Origin of the sequence: Geosporobacter ferrireducens (assembly GCF_001750685.1) — a bacterium.
In the GTDB taxonomy this organism is placed as follows: domain Bacteria; phylum Bacillota; class Clostridia; order Peptostreptococcales; family Thermotaleaceae; genus Geosporobacter; species Geosporobacter ferrireducens.
Genome location: NZ_CP017269.1, coordinates 1592649 through 1615457 on the forward strand (window position 1 = coordinate 1592649; position 22809 = coordinate 1615457).

The window sequence follows — 22809 nt, forward strand, 5'->3', positions numbered from 1 at the left end:
AAAGTAAAAGAGCCTAGGGAATGTTTATGATTCTTAGTATTGATATGTCTAAGATGACAAACGAAACGCCTCCACGGCTTGCCGGTGTAGGCTTCTTATCAGATCGTACAGATAGAAGGCGTTTGGAAATTTACATGATGTCTTCCCTTCGGCACGATAAATGGAGAACCCGAAACTGGATCCTTTATAACTGAGCAATCAAGATCGAAGACTTGCTTAATCAATGCTTCTGTTATGATTTCAGAAGGTGTTCCCTCTGAAATCAGCTTTCCTTTTTGAAGTGCAAAGATATAATCTGCATAGCGGGCGGAAAGATTGATATCATGGAGGACCATAACGATGGTGGTACCCCGTTTTCTATTTAAGTCTGTCAACAAATCGAGGATTTCAACCTGATAAGTAATATCAAGATATGTTGTGGGCTCATCCAAAAGAAGGATGTCTGTCTGTTGGGCAAGGGCCATAGCAATCCACACACGTTGTCGCTGTCCGCCGGATAGTTCATCCACACAACGGTTTGCCAGGTCTGTAATACCCATAATTTCTAAGGCCTCTTCCACAGCCTCATAATCCTTTTTACCCAACCCTTTAAAAAAGGACTGATACGGAAACCTTCCTCTTCCAACTAAATCTGCCACGGTTATGCCTTCTGGCACAACTGGGGATTGGGGAAGAAGTCCCAATATCTGAGCTAATTGTTTAGGTGGAATTTCACTGATTTTCTTACCATCAAGAAGGATTTCCCCTGAGCTTGGTTGGATTAGCCGGGCAAGTGTCTTCAGTAAAGTGGACTTCCCACAGGCATTCGCACCAATAATGACACTGATTTTATTGTTAGGGATAATGATATCGATACCATTAATAATGATTTTTTTATCATACCCGGCAAAGACATGATTCGCTTTCAGTGATCCTGTTGTCTTCATACTGAACCTCCTGTTCGATGCATACGAATAAGTAGTAGGAGTAGATAAGGTGATCCTAAAATACCAGTAATAACCCCCACTGGAAATCGGGTTTTAAAGGCAAACTGACCCACTAGATCGGCACTAAGTACTAATATGGCACCTACAAGACCTGCCGGAAATTCATTGGGCGTTCCAGCGCCAACAAGTTTCGTTGCGATCGGCCCTGCCAGAAAAGCCACAAAGGAAATAGGTCCTGTGACTGCAGTAGAAAAGGCAATTAAGGCCACTGAACTGATAACTAATAAGAGTCGTGTCAGATCCGTCCTGACACCCAGGGTAATAGCAGACTGCTCACCTAATTCTAAAATTTTAAGATGTCTTCCTAATAAAATAATTACAACTCCAAAGATTGCTAAAACAAGGAAAAGTTTAGGGATGTTCGTCATTTGCATTCCGTTTAAGCTACCGCTAAGCCATCGATAAGCAGCGGGAACATCATACTGTGACGCCCTTAACATTAGGAACGATATGAGTGCATTAAGCATTGCCTGAATACCCATTCCTACGAGTATGAGTTTTCCTCCTGAGAAGCTCCCCACCTTTGAAAGCATATAAATCAACACAGCAACCAGAAGCCCTGATATCACAGCAACTACGGAAACAATCGTACCACTGGTTTTCAATACAAGTATACAAAACATAGCTCCTACGCTGGATCCAGCCGTTATTCCTATGATATCCGGACTGGCTAAGGGGTTGCGTAATATTGTCTGAAAAGTACTGCCCGCCATCCCAAATCCTATGCCAACAAGTAGGCCCGCTAACATTCTAGGTAATCGTAAGGTCCGAATTGCAAAGGAAGCACCCTGAATCTGTTCTCCTAAAAGCACTCTAATAATAACGCCAATAGGATATTTATGGTTTCCAAGTAAAACCAAAGAAGCACATAGGCTCAAAGTCAGCATGCCCAGTAGCAGCGTCCCTGCAATCCAGCGAAACCTCCTATTGCGGTATCCGATTTTGATCGTATCAATATTATTTCTAATCATAACGCCCGCACCTTCGCTCTCATGGCAATGATAATAAGTATTGGAGCCCCGATAAAAGCGGTCACAATTCCTGCTTCTAATTCACTAGGACTGCCAATGAGTCTTCCTATGACATCGGAGAGTGTTAGTAGAACCGCTCCTCCAATAGCTGACATAGGTATGATCAATCGCAGCTTAGGACCACAGATCAGGCGCATGGTATGGGGAACCATTAGACCTACAAAACCGATCGGTCCTGCTAAAGCCGTGGTTGCACCACATAGCAGCACCCCGGCTGATGCCCCCACAACCCTTACTGTCCCTGTACGAACCCCTAGACCCGTTGCAATATCATCTCCCATAGCAAGGGCGTCCAATGCAGGAGTAGACAACATACCTAAAGCGAATCCAATGATGAGAAATGGAATCACAGAGGATATCCCTTCCCAAGTAGCTCCACTGATGCTTCCTACTTGCCAGAAACGAACAGCATTCATAACTTCTGCCCGAGGCAGAATGATTGCGCTAACCAGCGAGGACAGCGCAGCACTTGTGGCTGCCCCAGCTAAAGCAAGCTTGATGGGAGTCGCACCACCATGTCCCATGGAGCCTATTCCATAAACAAATACTGCCGTAATTGCCGCACCAACCAAAGCAAACCATATATACGCTTCAGCAGAGTTAATGCCCCAAAAAGCAATGCCACTAACAACGAACAATGTGGCTCCAGTATTGACACCTAAAATACTGGGGTCTGCGATTGGATTGCGCGTAATCGCCTGCATTAGGGCGCCAGAGACTCCAAGAGCTGCTCCAGCCAAAATGCCAAAAATAGTTCTTGGAATCCGTTCATGAATGACAATTTCATTCATTGTTGTCCTTCTGAAATGTAACAACGTGTCCAACACTTCATTAAAGCTAATAAAGCGTGCTCCGAATGCTAAGGAAGCCAGTATGCATAGTGCTAAACTTAGTAAACTGACAATTAATAAAAGAATTATTTTAGAATGTTTCATTCTACTTTATCAGCTGCCTCTCCGATTAGGCTAAGATATTCATTGATAGTGGCTGGGATGGAAAGTGGGCTAGGTGTTCCGGATGCTGCTAAAGGCGTGCCATCCTCAATCACCACTACAGATCCCTGCTTAACAGCTGGAATAATCCCAATCAAAGGATTTGCCTGCAGCACTTCTAATAATTTATCATTACCATAGGTGATGATCATATCAATGTCTTGAATTAAATCTACATTTTCTGCACTCAGCTCTAAAGCAAAGCTATTGGATTCTTTAGCTAGTTTTGAAATACTTTCTGGCAGCATCATTCCCAAATCTGTAAGATAAGCTGCACGGGGATCATTCGGAAGATATATGTAGAACTTACCTAAATCTGCCGGATTAAAATAGAAAAAAGCTGCTGTTTTTCCGTGGATTTGTGGATATTCACTAATTTTTTGTGCTATTAGATTCTCTAGTTCACGAACTAGTTCTTCACCTTCTGATTTCATACCCATACCAGTTGCATCTATAATAATCTGGTCACGCCAAAGGGTCTGCCATGGTAAGGTTGCGTAAGCAACTACGGGCGCAATTTTGCTCAATAAATCGTATTCTTCTTGAGTTATTCCTGAATAAGCTGCCAAGATAACATCAGGCTGAACATCACTAATAGTTTCGTAATCTAACCCGTCCGTGTCTTTGAAAATGACAGGGCTTTCAACTCCTAGTTCCTTAAATCTCGCTGCTGTCCAAGGCAAAAGGCCAGTGTCATCCTGTACACCATAGTTTGCTTGGGAAACTCCAACAGGAATAACCCCTAATGCCAATGGAACATCTTGGTTTCCCCAAGAGATGGCAGCAACCCTCTTTGGTTCACCTTCGATAACGGTTTCTCCGAATGCATGTTTAATGGTAATTGGATATATAGTAGAGGATTCAGACTTAATCTTAGCTTTTTCCCCATTTGATGATGTTGTTGGTGATTTTGCACAACCTGTTATTACGAGAATAAGTAAGATTGTGATAGCAAAAATAGATTTTATTTTTTTGAATTTCACAATATTTTCTTCCTTTCTTTTTAAAATTTGATGCTGTGATTATTGATTATTTAATCTTATCTATTTGATAATGAATTTCATAATCATTATTATATAGTCATATTGTTTTTGCGTCAACTATTTCATAGGATTAAGGAGTACAGTTAGAGAAAAAAAGGAAGCATAAAATGAAAAGCAAAGTAAAAGGATTGAACCTTCTAACAAAAGTATCTTTAAGGGTCCATGGCATAAAACTTATGAATTATAAAAAGGTAAGCACATATTTGCATTAAATATGGTTGCTTACCTTTTTATTTAGGGAAATGAGCATTAGTAAAAATACGGGGGTCAGAGCTCAAACACAGAAAAATCAGCACTATTTCAGTAGTTTTTATCTGTCCCCGTGTCCCTTAATAATGACTAATTTTAACTCAAGGACTCTCGTTATAGCTTCAATAATGTTTCCCACATTTCCTCGTTTACGGGAATATTTTCTCTCATACTTTCTTCCCGTGCTTTGGCAGTCCTTTCTCCCGGGTAAAGGATATCGGTAACACCGTTCTCTTTTGCTGATGTCTTAATGTACTCAGACATACTTTCTATATACGCATCCGCATAATCCTCACCTGCATATGCGGTTGGATTTATAGCGATAAATACCTGTGAAATGCCTGCATCATTTTTGCTCATCCTCATATCATAGGTAGATTTGCCAGCGGATAGTGCTGCAACTACCATGTCAATAGCAATGGAAAGTCCAGATCCCTTCCAATATCCTGCAGGAAGAACCTCACCACCATCTAGTATGGTATTGGGGTCGTCCGTAAGATTTCCATCTTTATCATAGCCGCCCGTAACCGGCAGCTTCTTTCCAGCAAGGGCATATGTCTGCAGTTTTCCAAAGGAAAACTGGGACTGCGCCATGTCTAATAGCACGTGCGCTCCACTTTTTTCTGGAATAGATATAATAAGGGGATTGTTTCCTATACGCTTTTCCGTACCACCCCATGGTGGCATATTTGGGAATGTATTTGTCATGCAAATACCGACACACCCTGCATTGGCAGCCCTCAGCCCATAGGTCCCTCCACGGAGCCAGTGATTGGTGTTTTTAAGCGCAACGCATCCTAAACCGTATTGTCCCGCTAATTCAATAGCCCTATCCATGGCAATACACGCATTTATTGGACCGAAGCCCAGCTGTCCATCCCATTGTTCAAGGGCTCCGGCACTATTCAACTTTACTGGCTGCCTATCGGGTCTAATTATACCTTCATCTATAGATTTTACAATAACAGGAAACCTATTTAAACCATGGGAATATACGCCATCACGGCTGTTGTCTGCTATTATGGACGCTCCCATTTCCGCAGCTTTCGATTCAAATCCTCTGCTTATAAGCACTCTTTTTAGTTCACTTTTCAGCTCATTATAAGATACACGCATGAATAACCCTCCTATTTATTGTGAATTACTCCCCACTTATCCGACCTTGCAGTCTGATTGAAGTGGGAGCTTCTTGGGAAGTTGATACTTGCATCTACATCTTTATCGCGATGTGTATTGTATTCTGGACAAGTCCATTCCTGATAGATCTTTTATTGAACAGCTATATAGATGTGTGACTGAAGAATCCTTATTTATATGCGGATCGACGAGGGCGCCGATCCCTACATTTCTGTCTTATGTTTACGTAGGGAACGGTGCCCTCACCAGTCCGTTGAATATTAAACTTCTCAGTCACAGAGCCATAGATTGATAACCTTTAGGTTATTCTTTAGCTGACTTCTCTATTGCTTCCCATAATCCCATTAGGTAGGTTGCTCCTAAAGCTCTATCATATAGACCATACCCAGGCATCGCCTTTTCGCCCCAAATCATCCTTCCATGGTCAGGTCTAATCGGTCCGGTCATACCGATATCATAAAATGCTTTCATAATTTCAAACATATCTAAAGATCCATCAGAAGATAGATGAGCTGCCTCGTCAAACTTACCCGGTGCAAGATGGATAACGTTTCGTACATGTCCAAAGTGAATTCTTCCCTTGAAGCTTCTTATCATATCTGGGATATCGTTGTGAGGGCTTGAACCTAAAGAACCTGTACATAGCGTAAGGCCATTATTCATTACAGGAACTGCATCTAATATTCTTTGAATATTTTCCTTATGATTTACAATTCTTGGTAAACCAAATACAGACCATGCCGGATCATCCATATGAATGGCCATTTTGATTCCATATTTTTTGCAGGTTGGCATAATTGCCTTCAAGAAATATACAAGATTTTGGAATAACTTTTCTGCATCTACCCCTTTATACATTTCAAATAGTTCTTTTATCCTTGCAAGTCTATCTGGTTCCCAACCAGGCAGAACAAATCCACCGGAATTGGCATCCATTTCTTCAAACATTTTAGCAGGATCAATCTTATCGATAAGCTCCTGATCATAAGAAAGGACTGTAGATCCATCAGGTCTTTCTTTCGCAAGGTCAGATCTTGTCCAGTCAAATACAGGCATGAAATTATAACATACTAAATCGATTCCTTCTTTGCCAAGATTTTCGAGGGTTTCGATATAATTTGCAATATATTGCTCCCTTGTAGGAAGACCAATTTTAATATCATCATGTATATTAACACTCTCAATACCGCTCAACGCAAGCCCTGCTGCTTCTATTTCTTCCTTCATGGCTCTGATCGCGCCTCTACTCCATACCTCTCCAGGCTTCGTATCATAAAGAGTTGTAATAACACCTACACAGCCAGGAATCTGCCTTATTTGTCCTAAGGTTACGGTATCATGTTTGCTTCCAAACCATCTTAATGTCATTTTCATTCCTATAAAATCTCCTCCCTAAACCCATAGAACTATACTAGTGCACTAGTATAGTTCTATGGGTTTCTTGATATGCTCTTGCATGATTCTTAATTTCATCTTTATATAACAGATAGTTATATTTATTTTTGAATTTTTGATACTATATAGTCATAAAAGGCTTCTTTTTGTTTTCCTAACACTTTATTCGTTAGTACAAAACCATGTTTAGTCGTCGAAAATATAACAATCATAGTCGGTTTTTTTGATACGCCTTTTATCGTATTCCATTTTAAATCTGAATTTTGATTTCCAGCTTTTACATGAATGCCATTATCATCAAAACCTATCTCCATATCCTGTGGAATCGTCGCTACCTGTCTTTTTGCACGCATATAAACGATTGCGGGTTGAATAACCGTAAATAAACAAATTGCGATTATGAAAAGTATTTTCATAAGGCTATTTACATCTCCCCAAAATTTTGAACTTAACAGTAACATAGCCACAGTAAATATAATATTACATACCCCTACCATTGAACCATAAATACTGTACATGGATAACTGCCAGAGATCAAAAGCCGTTGTTCGATAAGCAAACATATATTTCATATCACTTTACCTGAATAAGGATGGAAGCCATAAACTAACTGCGGGAATGAAGGTAATCAGTAAAAGCGTAACGACCATACATAGATAAAATGGCAATGTTGCTTTTACAACCCGCTCCATCGACACCTTCCCAACTGCAGAACCGATAAACAGTACAGAACCAACAGGTGGTGTTAAAAGACCGATACCACAGTTTAATACAAGCATGATACCAAACTGAATAGGATCAATACCAATTGAAGTTGCAATTGGCAGCAGGATATGGGTAGTAATCAATATGATTGGTGCCATGTCCATGATACAACCAAGAATTAATAGGATAAGGTTTAAAAGGAGTGCCAAAAGAATCGGATTATCTGTAAGACCAATAATTGCATTTGATGCTAATTTAGGAACACCCAAGCGCGTCAGCACAAATCCAAAAATACTAGAAGTTGCAATCAGAATGAGCACGATAGAAAGTGTATCTACACATACTTCAAGTACTCTCCAAACACCCTTCCAATCAAGACCTTTATAAATAAATACACTTACAAACAAACTGTAAATAACCGCAATAGCTGCAGATTCTGTAGCTGTAAAAACACCACCTACAACACCTACTACAACGATCAGAACAGCTGCGAGGGCCCAAAAGGAAACAGCAAATTGTTTTATTAAATTTATGATACTGAACTTTTCACCCTTTGGATAATTCCTCTTAACGGAAATGATATAGGAACCTATCATCAAAGATACTGCTAGTATTGCAGCTGGAACATAGCCTGCGAGAAATAGACTTCCTACGGAAATACCACCTGCAGTGGTCGCATAAATAACCATGTTATGGCTTGGCGGAACCAAGAGTCCTTCACAGGATGAAGTAATGGTAACAGCTGTTGAAAAGTCATCATCGTAACCTTGGTCTACCATCATAGGGATTAGAATACTACCCAGAGATGCTGTATCTGCAGCTGCAGAACCAGAAATACCTCCAAAGAAGTATGATGAAACAATATTAACCATTGCCATACCGCCTCGCATCCAGCCAACGCAAGCATTCGCTAGGGCTATCAGTTTTTCAGATATCCCTCCAGATCCCATAAGAACCCCCATTGTAATAAAGAAAGGTACTGCCATAAGACTGAAAGAACTAATCCCCTTTACCATCTGCTGTGCAATGGTTGTAAGTGGAAGGCCTTGGTATAAAAGAGAAAATAAAGATGCAAGTGCTACTGCATAAGCAATAGGAAATCTTAAAAATACCATGACAAAAAAGCTACCGAGCAAAATTAATATTGCCATACTCTCAACACTCATCATTTATCCTCCTCTTTTACAAAAATTCCTTTAATATGATTATATAAAGTCTCTATTTCGAAAATAACCATGGCTATACCTGCTAAGGGAACTGGGAAATACATCCAGAATCTTGAAAGACCTGGCATGCTTACATAAGAACCTCTTGATCCAAGCAGTACTGCATATTTCCAACCTACTACGATCATAACCACTGCAAGTGCTAAAACTGCAAAGTCTGAAATAATGTCTAAAACGAGTATCATTTTTTTAGGCAAGTACCTATCAAAAGCTGTCATACGAATATGTGCATTTCTTCTGATGGCTAAAGCCGCAGAAAGAACTGCCATGTAGGCCATACAAGTTAAAACCACTTCTTCACTCCATGCTGGATCTGGAATAAAAGAGATGTATCGACCAGCCACTGCCATAGTAGTAATGAGAATATCCACTATTAAAAGTAACTTACATAAGAAAAGAACGATCTTGTAAGCCACATCATATGCCGGTTTAATCCTATCAATTGTATTAAAAATGTTGGGCATACCTTACCTCCTTAAAAATTTAGACACAGAGGCTGTTATCCTCCTCTGTGTCTATAGAAACATCCCATTAATACAATATAAATCTTATTTCATATCAACAATCTTTTTATAAAGCTCTTTGTTGTTTGCTGTAGCAGATTCAATAACCCCTTTAACTGCTTCCTGCCAAGGTGTGATATCTTCAACTTCTACAACATTAACACCTTCTGCTTTTAACTGTTCTAACACTTTATTTTCAGCTTCCTCAGAAATCTTTCTATTAAATTCTGATGCATATTTACCAGCTTCCATTAGAATGTTCTGCTGTTCTTCTGTAAGTTTATTCCAAGCTTCATCTGTAATAACTACTTGGATTGCGCCAAGTGTATGACCATCAAGAATTAAGTTTGGTGCAACTTCTGGGAATGCATTTGATTTGTAGTTAGCGATAGGCTGCTCAGCACCATCTACTACGCCTGTTTGAAGTGCAGAATAAAGTTCACCGAAAGCTACAACTGTAGGTGAAGCACCAAGTCCTTGTACCATACCATTCATAACAGGGTCATTGGATACTCTTAGTTTCATACCTTTTAAATCTTCCATCTTACTAATTGGTTTAACTGTAAAGAAATGGCGGAAACCTTCTTCTCCATAGAATAAACCTCTAACTCCGCTGCCATTTTCATGTGGCTCTAAAAGGAATTCAGGAGCTAAGTCAGATGTAGCAAAATTCCAGAAATGCTCACGATTTACAAATGTATAAGGAATAGAAAGCAGTTTTGACTTTTCTCCGCCGTAGCTTGTAAGAGCAAATGCTGAAATACGGGACATATCAATTGTTCCACCCCCGCCTAGCATTGCATCAAGCACATCATTTTCTGATCCTAAAACACCGCTTGCCTGAATATCAATCTTAATCTTTCCACCTGAAAGCTCTTCGACTTTTTCTTTAAAGGCAGTATCTGTTTGACCAACAATTGTATCTAGTGGGTTAACTTCTGCATATACAAGCGTAATCTCTGGTTGTTCTGCTGGTGCTTCTCCTTGTGCCGGTGGTTCCGCTGGTGGTTTCGTACCGCAACCTGCTAACGCTGCAATAATTAAAACGAGTACCAGACTTAATGATAATACCTTATAACCTTTTTTCATATTGCCCCCTCCTATTTTCTGTACTTAATATTTGCATTGTAGAAAGTTCCTAAAAAAGCTTTTCATTAGATCAGTACCCACATCTAGGAAATTTCTACATAATTGCCAATTATTTTTGTTTGCATAGGATAACGTTTTCTCTAAAATCTAAAAAAAAGGTCTTTCCTTCATGCTGTAAAATTCATACATTTATCATATTATTATAAAGTATTTATACGTTTTAAGTAAGTCATCAATACAATAATCTTTGTGCCTAAAATTTATCATAACCTAATAACTTTTATCCTACATTTTTATCTGTATCATATACTAACATACTAGTATAGCTTTAGTCAATTATATCATCAAAAATGTTTAAAAATGGATTGATATTTCGATTGTTTTAAGATTCCTTTCTTTTCTCATCTAAATCTTATCTCCTTAAAAATAGAAACTGGCTAATCCTTTTAGCCAGTTTTATGGTAGTTTATTCAATTCTACACTTATAAAGTTTTCGATTTAATTTGCCCCTTGCCTTATTATTCTATTTCATTACCAACATGCTCTTTTTTTCTTGTTTTCCTTGTCCGTTTAAAACCACGCATATTACCATTAAAACAATAGCACCTACAATAGCACCCATACCAGCCAAAATACCAAAAACATCCGATAATGCACCAGTTATAATTGGCATGATAATAGCACCAATTCCTCCTATCATTAGTAAGACTCCCATCGCCATAGGATAAGACTTAATGATATTCCCGACTGTAGAAATTGTGGTAGGATAAATACCTGCCATAGAAAATCCTAATCCCATTATGGCAATGGTAATAACCTTCAAGTTATGTGTAGAAAGTAATAATAGATAAAAGACAACGGTTCCACAACTAGTTGCTAGCAGCAGTAATTTCTTCGATACTCTATCTCCCCAAAATGCACAAGTTAATCTACCCGCAAGAATAACCAGCCACAATAAGGAAGCAAGAATTTGAGCATATTCTATGGTCATGATATTTGAGTCAATGAAATATTTAACCATCCATCCATTAATAGTTGCTTCAGCGCACAAATAAAAAAACATAATCCCAGCACTAATACAAAAATCTCTGTTCTTCAAAAATTCATAAGACACTTTCTCTTTCTCAATCTTTTTCGCAGTGTTATCTATTTTCATCCTTGAAAAAAGAAACATAGAAATAATAGCAAGAACAATAATCATACTGGCAGCTATTTTCCAGCCCAGTTCCCCGGAAATGCTTGAAGATAGAATAACTAAAAATGGAGAGATTAAAGCACCGACCGCAAAAATACTATGCAAAACATTAAGTGCTGCCGGACTGCTATTCGATACCTCATTTACAATAGTGTTATTAAAATTAGAAATACTCCCCCGACTTAATCCTGTAAATAAAAACCCTAAAATCAATAGGATTGGATTACCTGTTAAAATCATAATTAGAAATCCCATAACAACAAAGCTGCATAAAAATATAATTGATTTTTTTCTGCCTAAATACAGAGGCAACACCCCTGCAATAAAACCAGAAATTAAATTACCTGCTTGGTGTGCAGAAATCAATCCTCCACTTACGGTATTGCTTAACCCATATTCAATACTCATTAAAGGGAGCAGTGAACCTAAAATCATAGCATATAATCCATTGACTGCAAAAACAAAAAAGCAGCAATTCAAAATGTATTTTTGATCTTTGTTAAGCTGTGTGTAAAACGATTGGTTTTTCATATTCTATAGCTCTCCTACTTACAATTAGATGATAATCCTACTAAGTATAGCACATTCTAAAATAATTACAAGCAAATCCATCTATCTCTAAGAACCATATAAGTTCTTGCTTGCTTTATAGATTATAATAATTCGCTCAACTAGCTTATGGTTACCAACAGTTCTTTAAATTTTCACTAAATAAGAAAATTTGCATAATACATGCTGTGGGGTAGACTAAACCAATTTGCTTTAATTATTGAGCTTTGCTATCTCAGGATATTGAGCAAGAAGTTTTTCGTTTGCTTGTTCAATTTTCGTATAATAGTCCGTATAAGAGGCACTTAGTTTCTTCATAGCGGGAATGAATACGTCGTAATAACCACTCGTCTTGTTAAACGCTTTCAGCAAAGCTTGCATTTTATATACTGGGGAATTCTTATATTCATCTGATTGCTTAAACGACATGTATTGCTCTAGAATACACTTATTTTCCGATAAAAACTTTTCAGGATTTTCAATAGATTGTTTTGTGACTTCTATCAGCTCTTTAATATTTATTGTACTAATATGTTTTGTGCTTTCAATTAAAAAAGCTTGCAAATCTTCGGGAAACCTAAATGATGGTACATTATCTAAAAACTCAATAATATCCCTATATGCTGATTGCTGCTCAACCGTTATAATCGGTTCATTCAAAAAACGGGCAAAATGAAGACATATAAATCTGCCGTAATACCCAGGAAAAGCATCCAGCAGCTTTTCGGCAATTGTTGCACTTTGCTCAATTGCTTTCAAATCCGTACTTATTTCAGCATAGTCTTTACCACAACTAAGCTTATCCAGAATAACCTTCTTCGCCTGTTCTCTTTGAACACTCAATTCCTTTTGAACTGAAAACTTCTGTAGCGTATCGCCGGTTTCATCGGAGAGTACTGCTTTAACTTCTTCTGTGCTAAATCCAAGTTTACGAAAAATAGAAATCTTTTTTAATCGGTCTATATCATCTGCACTAAAATCCCGATATCCATTTTCTAAAATAGTAGGGAAAATTAATCCTTGTTCTGCATAATACTCAATTGCTTTTTTGGTTAAATTCGTTACTTTACTGGTTTCATTCATTAACATTTCAATCACCTCAAGATAATCATAAGCTAACACCCAAGGTGATAGTCAATAGTTTTTACGAGAAAAGTACAAATAATTCGCATATGACTCTTCCACTAAACAGTTCTGTATATTGTCAGATTATTATACCTTTTCAGCAAAACTACACACCTTTTTCTACTATACAAAATATCCCTTGATAATCTTATTACTGTAGATGCTGTAATTACAACGCATTTACATTTAGACCACTTTGATGATGATGCTAAAAATAGTCACTTGTATAAGTACACCCCATGGTAATAGAAGAAATCAAGGTTTGAAGCCTGTTTAGATTCGTATAGTCTATGGTCTTCATTTTCAGATCAAAGATATTAAAAGCATCAAAGAAATGGATCTTATTTGCAAACTGAATGATTGAAACAAGCCAAGCAGAAGTATTTACCACTTTATTCTCATCTAACAGAAATGATATACTTTTCATAGGTGAGATACCGCCTTTCGTAGGGTTTTTTCTGGATAAAAAATACTTCTACTGGCGGTTACTTCTCACCTTTTGTTGTTTTTTGGTAATTAAGATATGGAAATTTTATGAAAACATCATGGTTTTGTTTGTACAAAATCTAGGTAGCTACAATATTCTTCATCTTCTCATCAGAAGTACGGCTAAACTCCTTTTGTAAAACATCGTCTCCTATATTCAATGCACTTTCCAGCATGTACTCCATATGACTATCTTTAATTTTGTATTGTCTTTTCAAACAAATATCGCTGCAAATTCTTCTAATGGGTGCCGTGTAATAGGCATTACCCATTTCAAAATCATAACCATCTTATACGCAGCAGCTTTTATTTGCCTTCCGATATTTTTAATCCAGCCTTAAAAGCATTGCCCAATAACTGATTTAGATCATAATAACTAGCACCCATCATAATCATTGGATTGATCTTCAAAGGGTCTGGCTTGCCCTCTGTTAAACATTCCTCATTCACATATACCGCAACAATTTCTCCCAGAAACATTTCAAAGTCATCTATAGGAATAACCTGAACAACTTTACAGAGAAAATTCATCGTGCATTCTTTAATCATTGGTGCTTTTCCCGATTCATCATAAAAGGGAACAAATACATTTGACTTATCTATTCTTTTTCCTGACACCATACCACAGTAATCTGTCTGTTCAACCAAATCCGCTGGGGGAATATTGACACTAAAATACCCGTTTTCCTTAACGCCTGCCGTTGTATAATGCGTGCTTTTCAGCGAAATATACAGCATTGGCTTCAAACTCACTACTCCACATGCACCCACAGTGACATAATTGGGCTTCCCATTGACATCCGCTCCCACAAGCATGGTAGGAAAGGGACCGAAGGGGCGATTTTGAATTTTAATCTTTTCCATTTTAAATCCTCCTTTTCATTCATCTGTTCTTCTACTGCAGTAGTATTTGTATTATATCTGGAATTCTAATAAAAGAATAGACTTTTTCTTTTCCATGAGTTATCATATAGATAGGGTATGCCCCTAAGCCAGTTGGCTTAGTTTTTTTATTTTTATAGAGTCTTTAATCATTTCCGAATCCGCCCCAAAGGCAAAAAATGAGGTTATTGCTATTCTTTTATCCAGTCATAGCAACAGCCTCATTTTCAAACTATCTTTTCCTCATCATTTTCTATTTTGCTTTTACCTCCGTCCATACTCAGTTATATTCCGTTGTAAATTCTCCTAGATCTACGAAAACTTCACCCCTTTCTGTTATTTTTCCCTCTGGATAGGACAACTCGTTGCCAAACACTTCTTCAGAAAGGAATTATTTCACCGCTTCATTGTTTGTTTTTCAACCAAGTAGTTGATTCCATAGAAAATATGTCGGGTAAAGATACTGACGCCTATCATAATCAATGCTGCTGCATAAAATGGAAGATATACAGCACTTCCAATCTTATCAAAAACAAAACCATAAATGAACTGTCCCAGAGGACTTGTACACATAACTACACAAATAAAAACAGAAACCACTTTTCCTATTAAGTCTTTGGGAGTCAATAGCTGAAGAACTGTCATCATCTGAATTTGAAACAATGTGTGTAATGTCAATAACAAACCACTCCCCACTGATAAGATAAAGTAGATTGCCACCTGATTGCTTAGCGTTTGCAATGCAATTCCACCTATGAGTATAGGTAAAGAGCATCCAATGAGCAGAAGTGGGCTTGATTTCGCTTTCAGTTTATTGGACATCACTCCTGCCAGAAGCCCGCCTAACACTGCGCCTGCGGCAATTATGCCCTGTGAGTAGCCATATAACAGGTTAGCAGTATCTTCATTAAAATCTAAATGCTGTGTGATTAAAACTGGCAGTCCGATTAAAACCAACGAAGTTAATAATAGATTAGTAGCCGCAAATACTAAAGATATTTTCCACAGTACAGGCTGCTTTTTGAACATAAAATGGAAACTTTCTTTGAGATCACCCAATCCGATAATAAATATATTCCCAGATGTTTTCTTTTTCTCAAATGGAATATGGATGAAAATCTCCATGACTGCCGATGCAAAAAAACAGCCTATACTCAACACTAAAATAAGATTTAATCCAAAAGCGGAAAATAATAGACCCCCGATAACAGGCCCTGCCATACTGGCTACTGAATTAATCATATCAACAATCGAGTTTGCCTTCATGATATGCTCTGATCCTACCAAAATAGGAACGCTCGCCTTGACTGCTGGTTGATAAGCACCCTGTATACCATACAGAAGCATCATAGTAATTGCCATAAGTGGAATAATATCCATTTTTCCAACTAGTAAATAGAATAAGGAAATCAGCAATGCAGTGCTGAAATCCAGAACAACCATGATATTACGCTTATTTATGCGATCGGCAAGTATACCACCTATTGGGAATAATAAAATCATTGGGATAAACGAAACTGCCAAAATTGTCCCGAACAGCGCAGACGAACCTGTTTGATTCAGCAGGTAAAGTGGAAGCGCATATCGCAATATCTGGTTACCAAATACGGATATAATTTGGCCTATGGCTACGAGAATAAAATCTTGATTAAATTTCGTTTGTTTACTCACGGTTATCCGTTCTCCTTTTTAGGTAATTTTGATGATGTTGCAGTACACGCTCTGTATCACTTGTGTGAAAGTCCATATCTTCTTCAAAGCGGTCTTGTTCTATGCCATCAAATCGATATAATTTTCTCAGAAGAGTGCACAATGTTTCTAAATCTTCCGATGTAAAATCGTGGAATATATCCGCTAAAAATTCGTCCGTGCGTTCGGAACAAACTTTGAAAGCTTGATAACCTTCTGTTGTGATAGAGATATTGACCGCTCGTTTATCCAATTGACTTGGTGCGACGGACAGATATTTCTTTTTTTCCATAACATCAACAATCTGCTTTGCGCTCTGTTTGGTCGTACCCAGTTGTCGCGCTAGGTAATTGATCGTTGCTTTGCCGTGCGGGGCATGGATAATGGCAGGTATCGCCAACATTTGACGTATGGTTATATCTTGCAAATATTTATCTCCTTGCATTTGCAGTTTATTGGTCACGGAAAATAATGTCGCAAGAGCATGTTGTGAGAAAAATAAATCCTTTGCTATGTTCATATGGTATTCCTCCTTATTTAGACATTATATTGTCTAAATAAAGCATAGTACCCCGCATTAAAATTGTCAATATACTGTCTAAATATTTTTGGCAATATATAAAGTAATCTAAATCTCAATGGATACATTTCCTTAAACTACTGAAATTTCAAAATACAAAAATTATCCTGTTGATAGGTTTTCGTGAAAAACAAAAAAGAGCAAGACCAACTTTCAAATCATTCTTACCTCTTTGCTTACTCATAAAAACCCCAATAAATCAGCCTTTCAGCCGTCTTTCATTGATGTCAATACACCACTTACTAATGGAATTATATAGAGCAACTATCAATGATATTTAGCCTCCAGCAGGAGTGGTCAAACAATTAAGGCTTAATGCGCGCTGAGTTTATAAAATCTTAAGAATTTTTTTATAAGTAGTTTATAATTAATTGATATCATTAATCATGCATTCCTGAAAAAATGAAATTTAAAGGGAGATATTGTATGAACTTAGTATTTTTTGCAGTATTTGGAGTAATATTAATTATTTATAGCTTTTTGAACTATTATATCGGGCTCAGAGTCTGGCAGTCCCTAGGAATATTCGTGCCCTTTTTAAACAGCAGGGTTTATTGGAGTTTTTTCTGGCTGCTTGTTTTTGCATATATTATTGGCAGGGTATCAAAGAATTTTCTACCTTATGCGGTGTCCTATAGCTTAACTCAAGTAGGCTCCTACTGGCTTGCTGCTATGGTTTATTTTACAATGGCCTATCTACTTATTGATATTGTCAGCTTTTTGGGTAAAAAAGCAGGAATTAACCTGTTGGATTTCAAGGCAGGCCCTGGTGTAGGCATTGCTGTATTACTCTTTGTTGTTGGAGTTATCTTATTTGGCTCATGGAGTGCCCGAAGTCCGAGAAATGTTGAATATGATGTAATGATTAATAAACCTGGAAATAAAGTGAATTCAATTAATGTAGTCATGGTCTCCGATATACATTTGGGGACGATTATCCATAATGGCAGACTTGTAAACATGGTGAATCGTATTAACGAATTGAACCCAGATATAATCTTGCTTCCTGGAGATGTTATAGATGAAAATATCCAATATTTTATTGAACAAAACATGTCAGAAACCTTTTCCCGTCTAAATCCGCCACTGGGCATTTATGCAGTTATGGGTAATCATGAATATATTGGAGGACATGCGGATGAGATTGCCGTTCATTTAGCCGAGGCGGGTGTTGTTGTTTTAAGAGATGAGGTTGTTCTTGTGAATGATAGCTTTTATATTATAGGTAGAGAGGACAGAGATAGCCAGCGCTTTACTGGACAGTCCAGAAAAAGTATAAAAGAGTTAATGGCTCATGTGGACCCTTCATTACCCCTAATTTTACTCGACCATCAGCCTAATAATTTAAGTGAGCATAAAAAGGCAGGGATCGATTTGCAGGTCTCCGGGCATACGCATCGAGGTCAGCTTTTTCCTTTCCATTTGATAACTGGAAGGATTTTTGAAATCGACTGGGGACATTTACAGGATGGTGATTATAATATTATTGTTTCTTCTGGTTACGGAACCTGGGGACCACCTATACGTGTAGGGCATCGAAGTGAAATTGTAAAGATAAATATTCAATTTCAATAGAATTATGAAAAAATGGCTTTTAGAACTCCTACCTTGTGAGAATTATTTTCGCTTTATTAAAACGCAACACGCCACATGAAAAAACTATAGAAATATATTAACAACAGCAATGAATCTCATCTGTATTTCTTAAACAATTTCTTGAAATTCTATACTTTTTCGCGAAATTTCTTCCCCTTCTTCAAAGACACATCCCCTAAACAATCGTTTAGGGGAATATAATTAGACATTCCATTTTTATCCAAATTCTTCCATACCGCTGTTTTTAAGCTATTTGTCCTCTATCAATACCACACACTCCACATGGGTTTTGATAGACAGATGATAATATTTCACATAAATAATAGACTTAGGGGCTTTCTTATAAATGGAATCTTAAAATATAGTCACGTTTATTAACTTTCATTTGCAAGCATGTGTGCAGCTGTCTCGTGCATTTCTTTCATACCTGACACTTGAGCGTATTCAGCAACAGTGATGCCACTGGTTGTTAGAAGTTCAAGAATATGCTCATCCATTCTTGCCCAAGTTTTACCTCCGGCATTATCATAAGCACCGATTAACTTTTTCAGCCCCTCTTTACCAAAGAGTAGATAATGGGACATGAAATCTACAGACACATCGGCTATTCCTACTTCTGTCCAATCAATTATTCCAGTAACATGATTGTTCTTATCAATAAGGATATGACCTGGATGTATATCTCCATGTTTTACCCCTATATGAGATGGCCAAAGAGAGTCTTCAGCTAACCAGGCTTGCCATCGGTCCCATAAATTTGGATTGACATGGTATTTTTCTTGTACACGTTTCATTCGCTGTTTCATTGAGGCTCTTAACTCACTAGCCCCAAGAATTTCAACACCGATATTATTGAATTCATCTTGAGGTAATGCGTGTAAGTTTGCTAAAGCTTTTCCTAATGAGTAGTAATATTCAGAGGGTACATTCGTTTCATCAAAACTCCATACATAACCTTGTTTTTCAATATCAATCGTAGCGGCTGGAATACCGTTTAGCTGCTTATATGCAATTAAGTCTTCTGAAAAAATAGACCAGTCGGGAACTTGAAAGCTTGCATAGTTACTTATGATATCTAACGCTTTTTTCTCTTGTAGCGCATGTCTCATAGATTCCGGTCTCCGCGGAATCCTTAGTATCCATTTATCGCCATTTTGAACTTTAGCATGAGCTACTAGAAAGTCAACACCAGATCCATTAATTCTTATCGTGTCTTCTAAAACATCTAGACCTTTATTATTTGCTAGTTGTTTAACTTTAAGTGTATTCATTTTCATTTCCTCCTAATATTCATTTTATTCTTGTCTTCCATAGGCAGAAAACCGGCCTTACATATTAATTGATTTAGCTTCAATCTTTTTGTATTGTGTCTGATAAATATGATTGGCTTCATCTATCATACACAACAGATAACAACCCTTATTTTTCTTTTTAAATGTAGAAACAACACAAAATTTGTATTTAAGATTTTCCTTTTCCGTTTATTATTCATTACTTCTCTCCCATTTCACTTTCTTTTTCTGTCCAATAAAAAACACAGGCTGGCTACCTGTGCACTGAGTAAAGGAGAAATATGTGACAAAATAGAACACCTTGTATTTCATTATTTAGACAAGTGGTTCTTACACACATTAAATATATGGTCATTTCAAGAAAACTTTTCAATAGAATTTTTACATAAGCAAAACAAATACTATCATTGATTCAGATACATACTTGCCAACATAATAGATCTGCAGTTGAACGGGCATGCAAAGATAGTTATAGTCGTGCTTATATTATACTATTGAAATTTCTTATTGATTCTAATTCTATTTTTAGACACACAAAAAGAGGGTAGCTTTGTCCCTCCTTTTTAACATCACACATTCGTTAATAAGGTTTTCTTAAAAATAGGCAGACCAATCCCGATTACGCTACACATAGGTAGATCCTTTAAGCACTATTCAATTAGTCACATAAAGTATTCAATCGAGATCTAAATATTCCACACATTTTTAAGCAACCCTCCATTCTTTTTAAATCATTAATAGGATAACATATATATTTGGCTTTAGCAAACATAACTAATTCAAAAAATATTCGTTAAACCAATATAGATTCTTTTTTAGTTTTCACTTACCTCTAACGATTGTTTCGCCATCTGTTCATATTCCTCCAGGCCAGATGTGATGGCAAATTCTGCAATGTCAACGGGGTATGCGGCAACCAATTCAATGATATGCTCTTTCATCTTTGGCCAATAGTATCCCCCTGCTTCTTTATAAGCATTGATAAGAGATTCAAGTCCTGCTTCACCAAAGGCTTTATACTGAAATACAAAATCATTTGATATATCTGCAACCTTTGCTTCAGTCCAATCAATTAAACCGATTACATTAGCATCCTTATCCATTAAAGTGTGTCCTGCATGGAGATCTCCATGTATGAAGCCTGTCTCCTTCGGCCACAATTCGTCGTTATTTAACCACATCTGCCATCTATTCCATAAGGATTCACCCACTCCAAATTTAACTTTTACCGCATCCATTCTTTTTTTCATCAACTGTCTTACTTCTTCAGACGTGTAAACCACCAGTCCAGCATCCTCTGCCTTTTCCTTTGGAATACTATGCAACGCTGCCAATGCCTTCCCTAATGTCCGATGAAAGCAATCTGGAACATTATTGACATCCATTTCCCAAACATAATTCCCTATCTCATGATCAATTGTACCTGCTGGTATGCCATCTAATTTCTTATAAGCAATTACCTCATCTGTATAGATCGTCCAGTTGGGGGCTTGAAAGGTGGTTATATATTGATTCACCAAATCTAATGCGTGCTTTTCAGCCTTTGTTCTTGGCATTACATCTTCACGCCTAGGTAAACGTAAGACCCATTCATTCCCTTCTAAATCAAGGGCAAATACGACCTGGAAGTCAAGCCCTGACTCATTGAATGTTAAAGTATCCTCTTTTATCTTTAAACCATACTTTTTTGCTATTTCGATAACTTGTTCTTTGGTTCTACTCATTCAAATCACTCCTAAGCATTATTATTTTCAAATTAAAAATCTCCTTTTTACCTCACATGCTCTCATTGGACTCTTTTAAATCTTCCGTTTTCCTTAATAGCAAAATTATAATCCCTGTGAATGTTGCAATCATTAATAAGACTGCGGAAAACATCGTATTGTGCAATGCAATTCGCTCTAGGGTAAATCCATAAATCAAAGCTCCTAGGGGAATACCCCCTCGTGACAGCAAACCCATCATAGAAAATACTCTAGACATATATTGGATGGGTGTCTCCTTTTGAATATGTGCCTGTATTGGAATAATGATAAATGCGCTGGATATACTTAACAAACATAGTGCTCCTGCTAATGAAACAAAGAATAAAAAGGTATCTTTTCCTAACAAAGATATGCTGCCAGGCAATATCAATGCTGTGAAAAGCATCATTGCAGCAGATACAAACCCAGTTCCCCACACCAGTGGTTTTCTTAATTCTCCATCCTTTCCGAATAATACTCCAACGAAAATACTTCCGACCAGCCCTCCCAAAATTACAATCATCTGTACATAACCGTACCGAATATCGGAAAATTTCAAGCTCATTTTAAATAGTAAAGGTAAAATAACACTGAAAATTGGTTGGAGCATCATATAATTTGCTAAATAAAATAAACAGAGCAAACCTATTGTTCTGTTTGATCGAATAAATTCTACACCCTCTGATAGGTCTTGAAAAATCCCTATGATGCCTGATCTTGATTTTACCTTTGTAAACTTGTACGCAATCATCATTTCACTGACTGCTGATAGCAAGAAGGAAACCCCATTCACTATAAATACCATTACTATGCCAAACTTTGCATATAGGGCTGCACCCATCACTGGACCTACCATAATCGATGCAGTTCTCATAGAGGATACCATGGCATTGCTACGTGTAGCTTCTCCTTGATCCACAAGTTGCGGCAGCATCCCTCTCGTTGCAGGTTCAAATAGCCCATTCATCAGAATAATGATTACCTGCGCCACTAAAAGAATTCCTATACTTAACATATCCCAATAAGCCAGTATAGCTAATATCATGATTACCCCTGCACTAATCAAATCTGTTACTACCATAATCGTTTTTCTATTCAGCCTATCCCCTAGCACCCCTGCAAAGGGATAAATGATAAGGGTAGGTAAAAATGACAGAAATGAAAAAATTCCTATCGTAGCAGCAGTCCCGCCAATATCAATAATATATAGGGGCATAATCATCATCTGGATGGTAGATCCTGTATCGGATACCATCCTACCAATCAAATACAACATAAAATCTTTATTTATCATTTTCTTTTCAGACTTCATTG

21 protein-coding genes are annotated in these 22809 nt (G+C 37.4%); 1 reads left to right on the forward strand and 20 read right to left on the reverse strand.

Translation table 11 applies throughout. From position 1 onward, the window contains the following. Positions 1-98: 98 nt before the first annotated feature. From Gferi_RS07840 to Gferi_RS07920, 17 genes are all read right to left on the reverse strand, one after another. The gene (locus tag Gferi_RS07840) at positions 99-926 is read right to left on the reverse strand and encodes an ABC transporter ATP-binding protein (RefSeq protein ID WP_069975219.1); all 828 of its coding nucleotides are present in this window, start codon (positions 924-926) and stop codon (positions 99-101) included. After that, positions 923-1957, reverse strand: a complete 1035-nt coding sequence (locus tag Gferi_RS07845) for a FecCD family ABC transporter permease (RefSeq protein ID WP_069975221.1) — start codon at positions 1955-1957, stop codon at positions 923-925. The genes Gferi_RS07840 and Gferi_RS07845 overlap by 4 nt, the downstream gene beginning before the upstream one ends. Further along, complete coding sequence (locus Gferi_RS07850; RefSeq protein ID WP_069975223.1) at positions 1954-2952, reverse strand: FecCD family ABC transporter permease; 999 nt, start codon at positions 2950-2952, stop codon at positions 1954-1956. Before Gferi_RS07850 ends, Gferi_RS07845 begins: the two co-directional genes overlap by 4 nt. Continuing rightward, positions 2949-3992 carry an iron-siderophore ABC transporter substrate-binding protein gene (locus Gferi_RS07855; protein ID WP_069975227.1) on the reverse strand — a complete coding sequence of 348 codons (1044 nt, stop codon included), beginning with the start codon at positions 3990-3992 and terminating at the stop codon, positions 2949-2951. The genes Gferi_RS07850 and Gferi_RS07855 overlap by 4 nt, the downstream gene beginning before the upstream one ends. Positions 3993-4415: 423 nt before the next feature. After that, positions 4416-5417: a 3-dehydro-L-gulonate 2-dehydrogenase gene (yiaK, locus tag Gferi_RS07860; protein ID WP_069975229.1), complete on the reverse strand. Its 1002-nt coding sequence runs from the start codon at positions 5415-5417 to the stop codon at positions 4416-4418. 324 nt (positions 5418-5741) lie between these two features. Continuing rightward, positions 5742-6812: a mannonate dehydratase gene (gene uxuA, locus Gferi_RS07865; protein WP_069975231.1), complete on the reverse strand. Its 1071-nt coding sequence runs from the start codon at positions 6810-6812 to the stop codon at positions 5742-5744. A 122-nt stretch (positions 6813-6934) separates the two neighbouring features. Continuing rightward, entirely contained in the window at positions 6935-7405 is a 471-nt protein-coding gene (locus Gferi_RS07870; RefSeq protein WP_069975237.1) for a YcxB family protein, read from the reverse strand. Positions 7406-7411: 6 nt separating this feature from the next. Next, the gene (locus Gferi_RS07875) at positions 7412-8707 is read right to left on the reverse strand and encodes a TRAP transporter large permease (protein WP_330389619.1); all 1296 of its coding nucleotides are present in this window, start codon (positions 8705-8707) and stop codon (positions 7412-7414) included. After that, positions 8704-9228 (reverse strand): TRAP transporter small permease, encoded by a 525-nt coding sequence (locus Gferi_RS07880; protein WP_069975241.1) that lies wholly within the window; start codon positions 9226-9228, stop codon positions 8704-8706. Before Gferi_RS07880 ends, Gferi_RS07875 begins: the two co-directional genes overlap by 4 nt. Positions 9229-9312: 84 nt before the next feature. Next, complete coding sequence (locus Gferi_RS07885; protein ID WP_069975243.1) at positions 9313-10356, reverse strand: TRAP transporter substrate-binding protein; 1044 nt, start codon at positions 10354-10356, stop codon at positions 9313-9315. A 523-nt stretch (positions 10357-10879) separates the two neighbouring features. Further along, positions 10880-12082 (reverse strand): MFS transporter, encoded by a 1203-nt coding sequence (locus Gferi_RS07890; RefSeq protein WP_069975245.1) that lies wholly within the window; start codon positions 12080-12082, stop codon positions 10880-10882. 231 nt (positions 12083-12313) lie between these two features. Further along, positions 12314-13189, reverse strand: a complete 876-nt coding sequence (locus tag Gferi_RS07895) for a MerR family transcriptional regulator (protein WP_069975246.1) — start codon at positions 13187-13189, stop codon at positions 12314-12316. Between the two features lie 244 nt (positions 13190-13433). Further along, positions 13434-13652: a hypothetical protein gene (locus Gferi_RS07900; protein WP_069975247.1), complete on the reverse strand. Its 219-nt coding sequence runs from the start codon at positions 13650-13652 to the stop codon at positions 13434-13436. A gap of 139 nt (positions 13653-13791) precedes the next feature. Next, positions 13792-13983, reverse strand: coding sequence for a hypothetical protein (locus tag Gferi_RS07905; protein ID WP_069975248.1), 192 nt, complete (start codon positions 13981-13983; stop codon positions 13792-13794). A gap of 34 nt (positions 13984-14017) precedes the next feature. Next, entirely contained in the window at positions 14018-14575 is a 558-nt protein-coding gene (locus Gferi_RS07910; RefSeq protein ID WP_069975249.1) for a flavin reductase family protein, read from the reverse strand. A gap of 414 nt (positions 14576-14989) precedes the next feature. Beyond that, positions 14990-16264: an MFS transporter gene (locus tag Gferi_RS07915; RefSeq protein WP_069975250.1), complete on the reverse strand. Its 1275-nt coding sequence runs from the start codon at positions 16262-16264 to the stop codon at positions 14990-14992. Continuing rightward, positions 16257-16802 carry a MarR family winged helix-turn-helix transcriptional regulator gene (locus tag Gferi_RS07920; protein ID WP_069975251.1) on the reverse strand — a complete coding sequence of 182 codons (546 nt, stop codon included), beginning with the start codon at positions 16800-16802 and terminating at the stop codon, positions 16257-16259. Before Gferi_RS07920 ends, Gferi_RS07915 begins: the two co-directional genes overlap by 8 nt. 486 nt (positions 16803-17288) lie before the next feature. On the opposite strand from Gferi_RS07920, the gene Gferi_RS07925 reads away from it, so the two are divergent. Beyond that, the gene (locus tag Gferi_RS07925) at positions 17289-18437 is read left to right on the forward strand and encodes a metallophosphoesterase (protein WP_069975252.1); all 1149 of its coding nucleotides are present in this window, start codon (positions 17289-17291) and stop codon (positions 18435-18437) included. 395 nt (positions 18438-18832) lie between these two features. On the opposite strand, the gene Gferi_RS07930 is transcribed toward Gferi_RS07925, so the two are convergent. The 3 genes from Gferi_RS07930 to Gferi_RS07940 form a co-directional block, all read right to left on the reverse strand. Beyond that, the gene (locus Gferi_RS07930; protein WP_069975253.1) at positions 18833-19729 is read right to left on the reverse strand and encodes a macrolide 2'-phosphotransferase; all 897 of its coding nucleotides are present in this window, start codon (positions 19727-19729) and stop codon (positions 18833-18835) included. A gap of 836 nt (positions 19730-20565) precedes the next feature. Then, positions 20566-21474, reverse strand: a complete 909-nt coding sequence (locus Gferi_RS07935) for a macrolide 2'-phosphotransferase (RefSeq protein WP_069975254.1) — start codon at positions 21472-21474, stop codon at positions 20566-20568. Positions 21475-21526: 52 nt separating this feature from the next. Continuing rightward, positions 21527-22807, reverse strand: a complete 1281-nt coding sequence (locus tag Gferi_RS07940; RefSeq protein ID WP_069975264.1) for an MFS transporter — start codon at positions 22805-22807, stop codon at positions 21527-21529. Positions 22808-22809 lie beyond the last annotated feature (2 nt).

Coding starts and splice junctions, on each gene's coding strand:
- Gferi_RS07920 (WP_069975251.1), bottom strand. CDS start 16,802: ATGAACATAGCAAAGGATTTATTTTTCTCACAACATGCTCTTGCGACA.
- Gferi_RS07895 (WP_069975246.1), bottom strand. CDS start 13,189: ATGTTAATGAATGAAACCAGTAAAGTAACGAATTTAACCAAAAAAGCA.
- Gferi_RS07910 (WP_069975249.1), bottom strand. CDS start 14,575: ATGGAAAAGATTAAAATTCAAAATCGCCCCTTCGGTCCCTTTCCTACC.
- Gferi_RS07850 (WP_069975223.1), bottom strand. CDS start 2,952: ATGAAACATTCTAAAATAATTCTTTTATTAATTGTCAGTTTACTAAGT.
- Gferi_RS07870 (WP_069975237.1), bottom strand. CDS start 7,405: ATGAAATATATGTTTGCTTATCGAACAACGGCTTTTGATCTCTGGCAG.
- Gferi_RS07905 (WP_069975248.1), bottom strand. CDS start 13,983: ATGGGTAATGCCTATTACACGGCACCCATTAGAAGAATTTGCAGCGAT.
- Gferi_RS07875 (WP_330389619.1), bottom strand. CDS start 8,707: ATGATGAGTGTTGAGAGTATGGCAATATTAATTTTGCTCGGTAGCTTT.
- Gferi_RS07880 (WP_069975241.1), bottom strand. CDS start 9,228: ATGCCCAACATTTTTAATACAATTGATAGGATTAAACCGGCATATGAT.
- Gferi_RS07885 (WP_069975243.1), bottom strand. CDS start 10,356: ATGAAAAAAGGTTATAAGGTATTATCATTAAGTCTGGTACTCGTTTTA.
- Gferi_RS07925 (WP_069975252.1), top strand. CDS start 17,289: ATGAACTTAGTATTTTTTGCAGTATTTGGAGTAATATTAATTATTTAT.
- Gferi_RS07840 (WP_069975219.1), bottom strand. CDS start 926: ATGAAGACAACAGGATCACTGAAAGCGAATCATGTCTTTGCCGGGTAT.
- Gferi_RS07900 (WP_069975247.1), bottom strand. CDS start 13,652: ATGAAAAGTATATCATTTCTGTTAGATGAGAATAAAGTGGTAAATACT.
- Gferi_RS07845 (WP_069975221.1), bottom strand. CDS start 1,957: ATGATTAGAAATAATATTGATACGATCAAAATCGGATACCGCAATAGG.
- Gferi_RS07935 (WP_069975254.1), bottom strand. CDS start 21,474: ATGAGTAGAACCAAAGAACAAGTTATCGAAATAGCAAAAAAGTATGGT.
- Gferi_RS07890 (WP_069975245.1), bottom strand. CDS start 12,082: ATGAAAAACCAATCGTTTTACACACAGCTTAACAAAGATCAAAAATAC.
- uxuA (WP_069975231.1), bottom strand. CDS start 6,812: ATGAAAATGACATTAAGATGGTTTGGAAGCAAACATGATACCGTAACC.
- Gferi_RS07940 (WP_069975264.1), bottom strand. CDS start 22,807: ATGAAGTCTGAAAAGAAAATGATAAATAAAGATTTTATGTTGTATTTG.
- yiaK (WP_069975229.1), bottom strand. CDS start 5,417: ATGCGTGTATCTTATAATGAGCTGAAAAGTGAACTAAAAAGAGTGCTT.
- Gferi_RS07930 (WP_069975253.1), bottom strand. CDS start 19,729: ATGAATACACTTAAAGTTAAACAACTAGCAAATAATAAAGGTCTAGAT.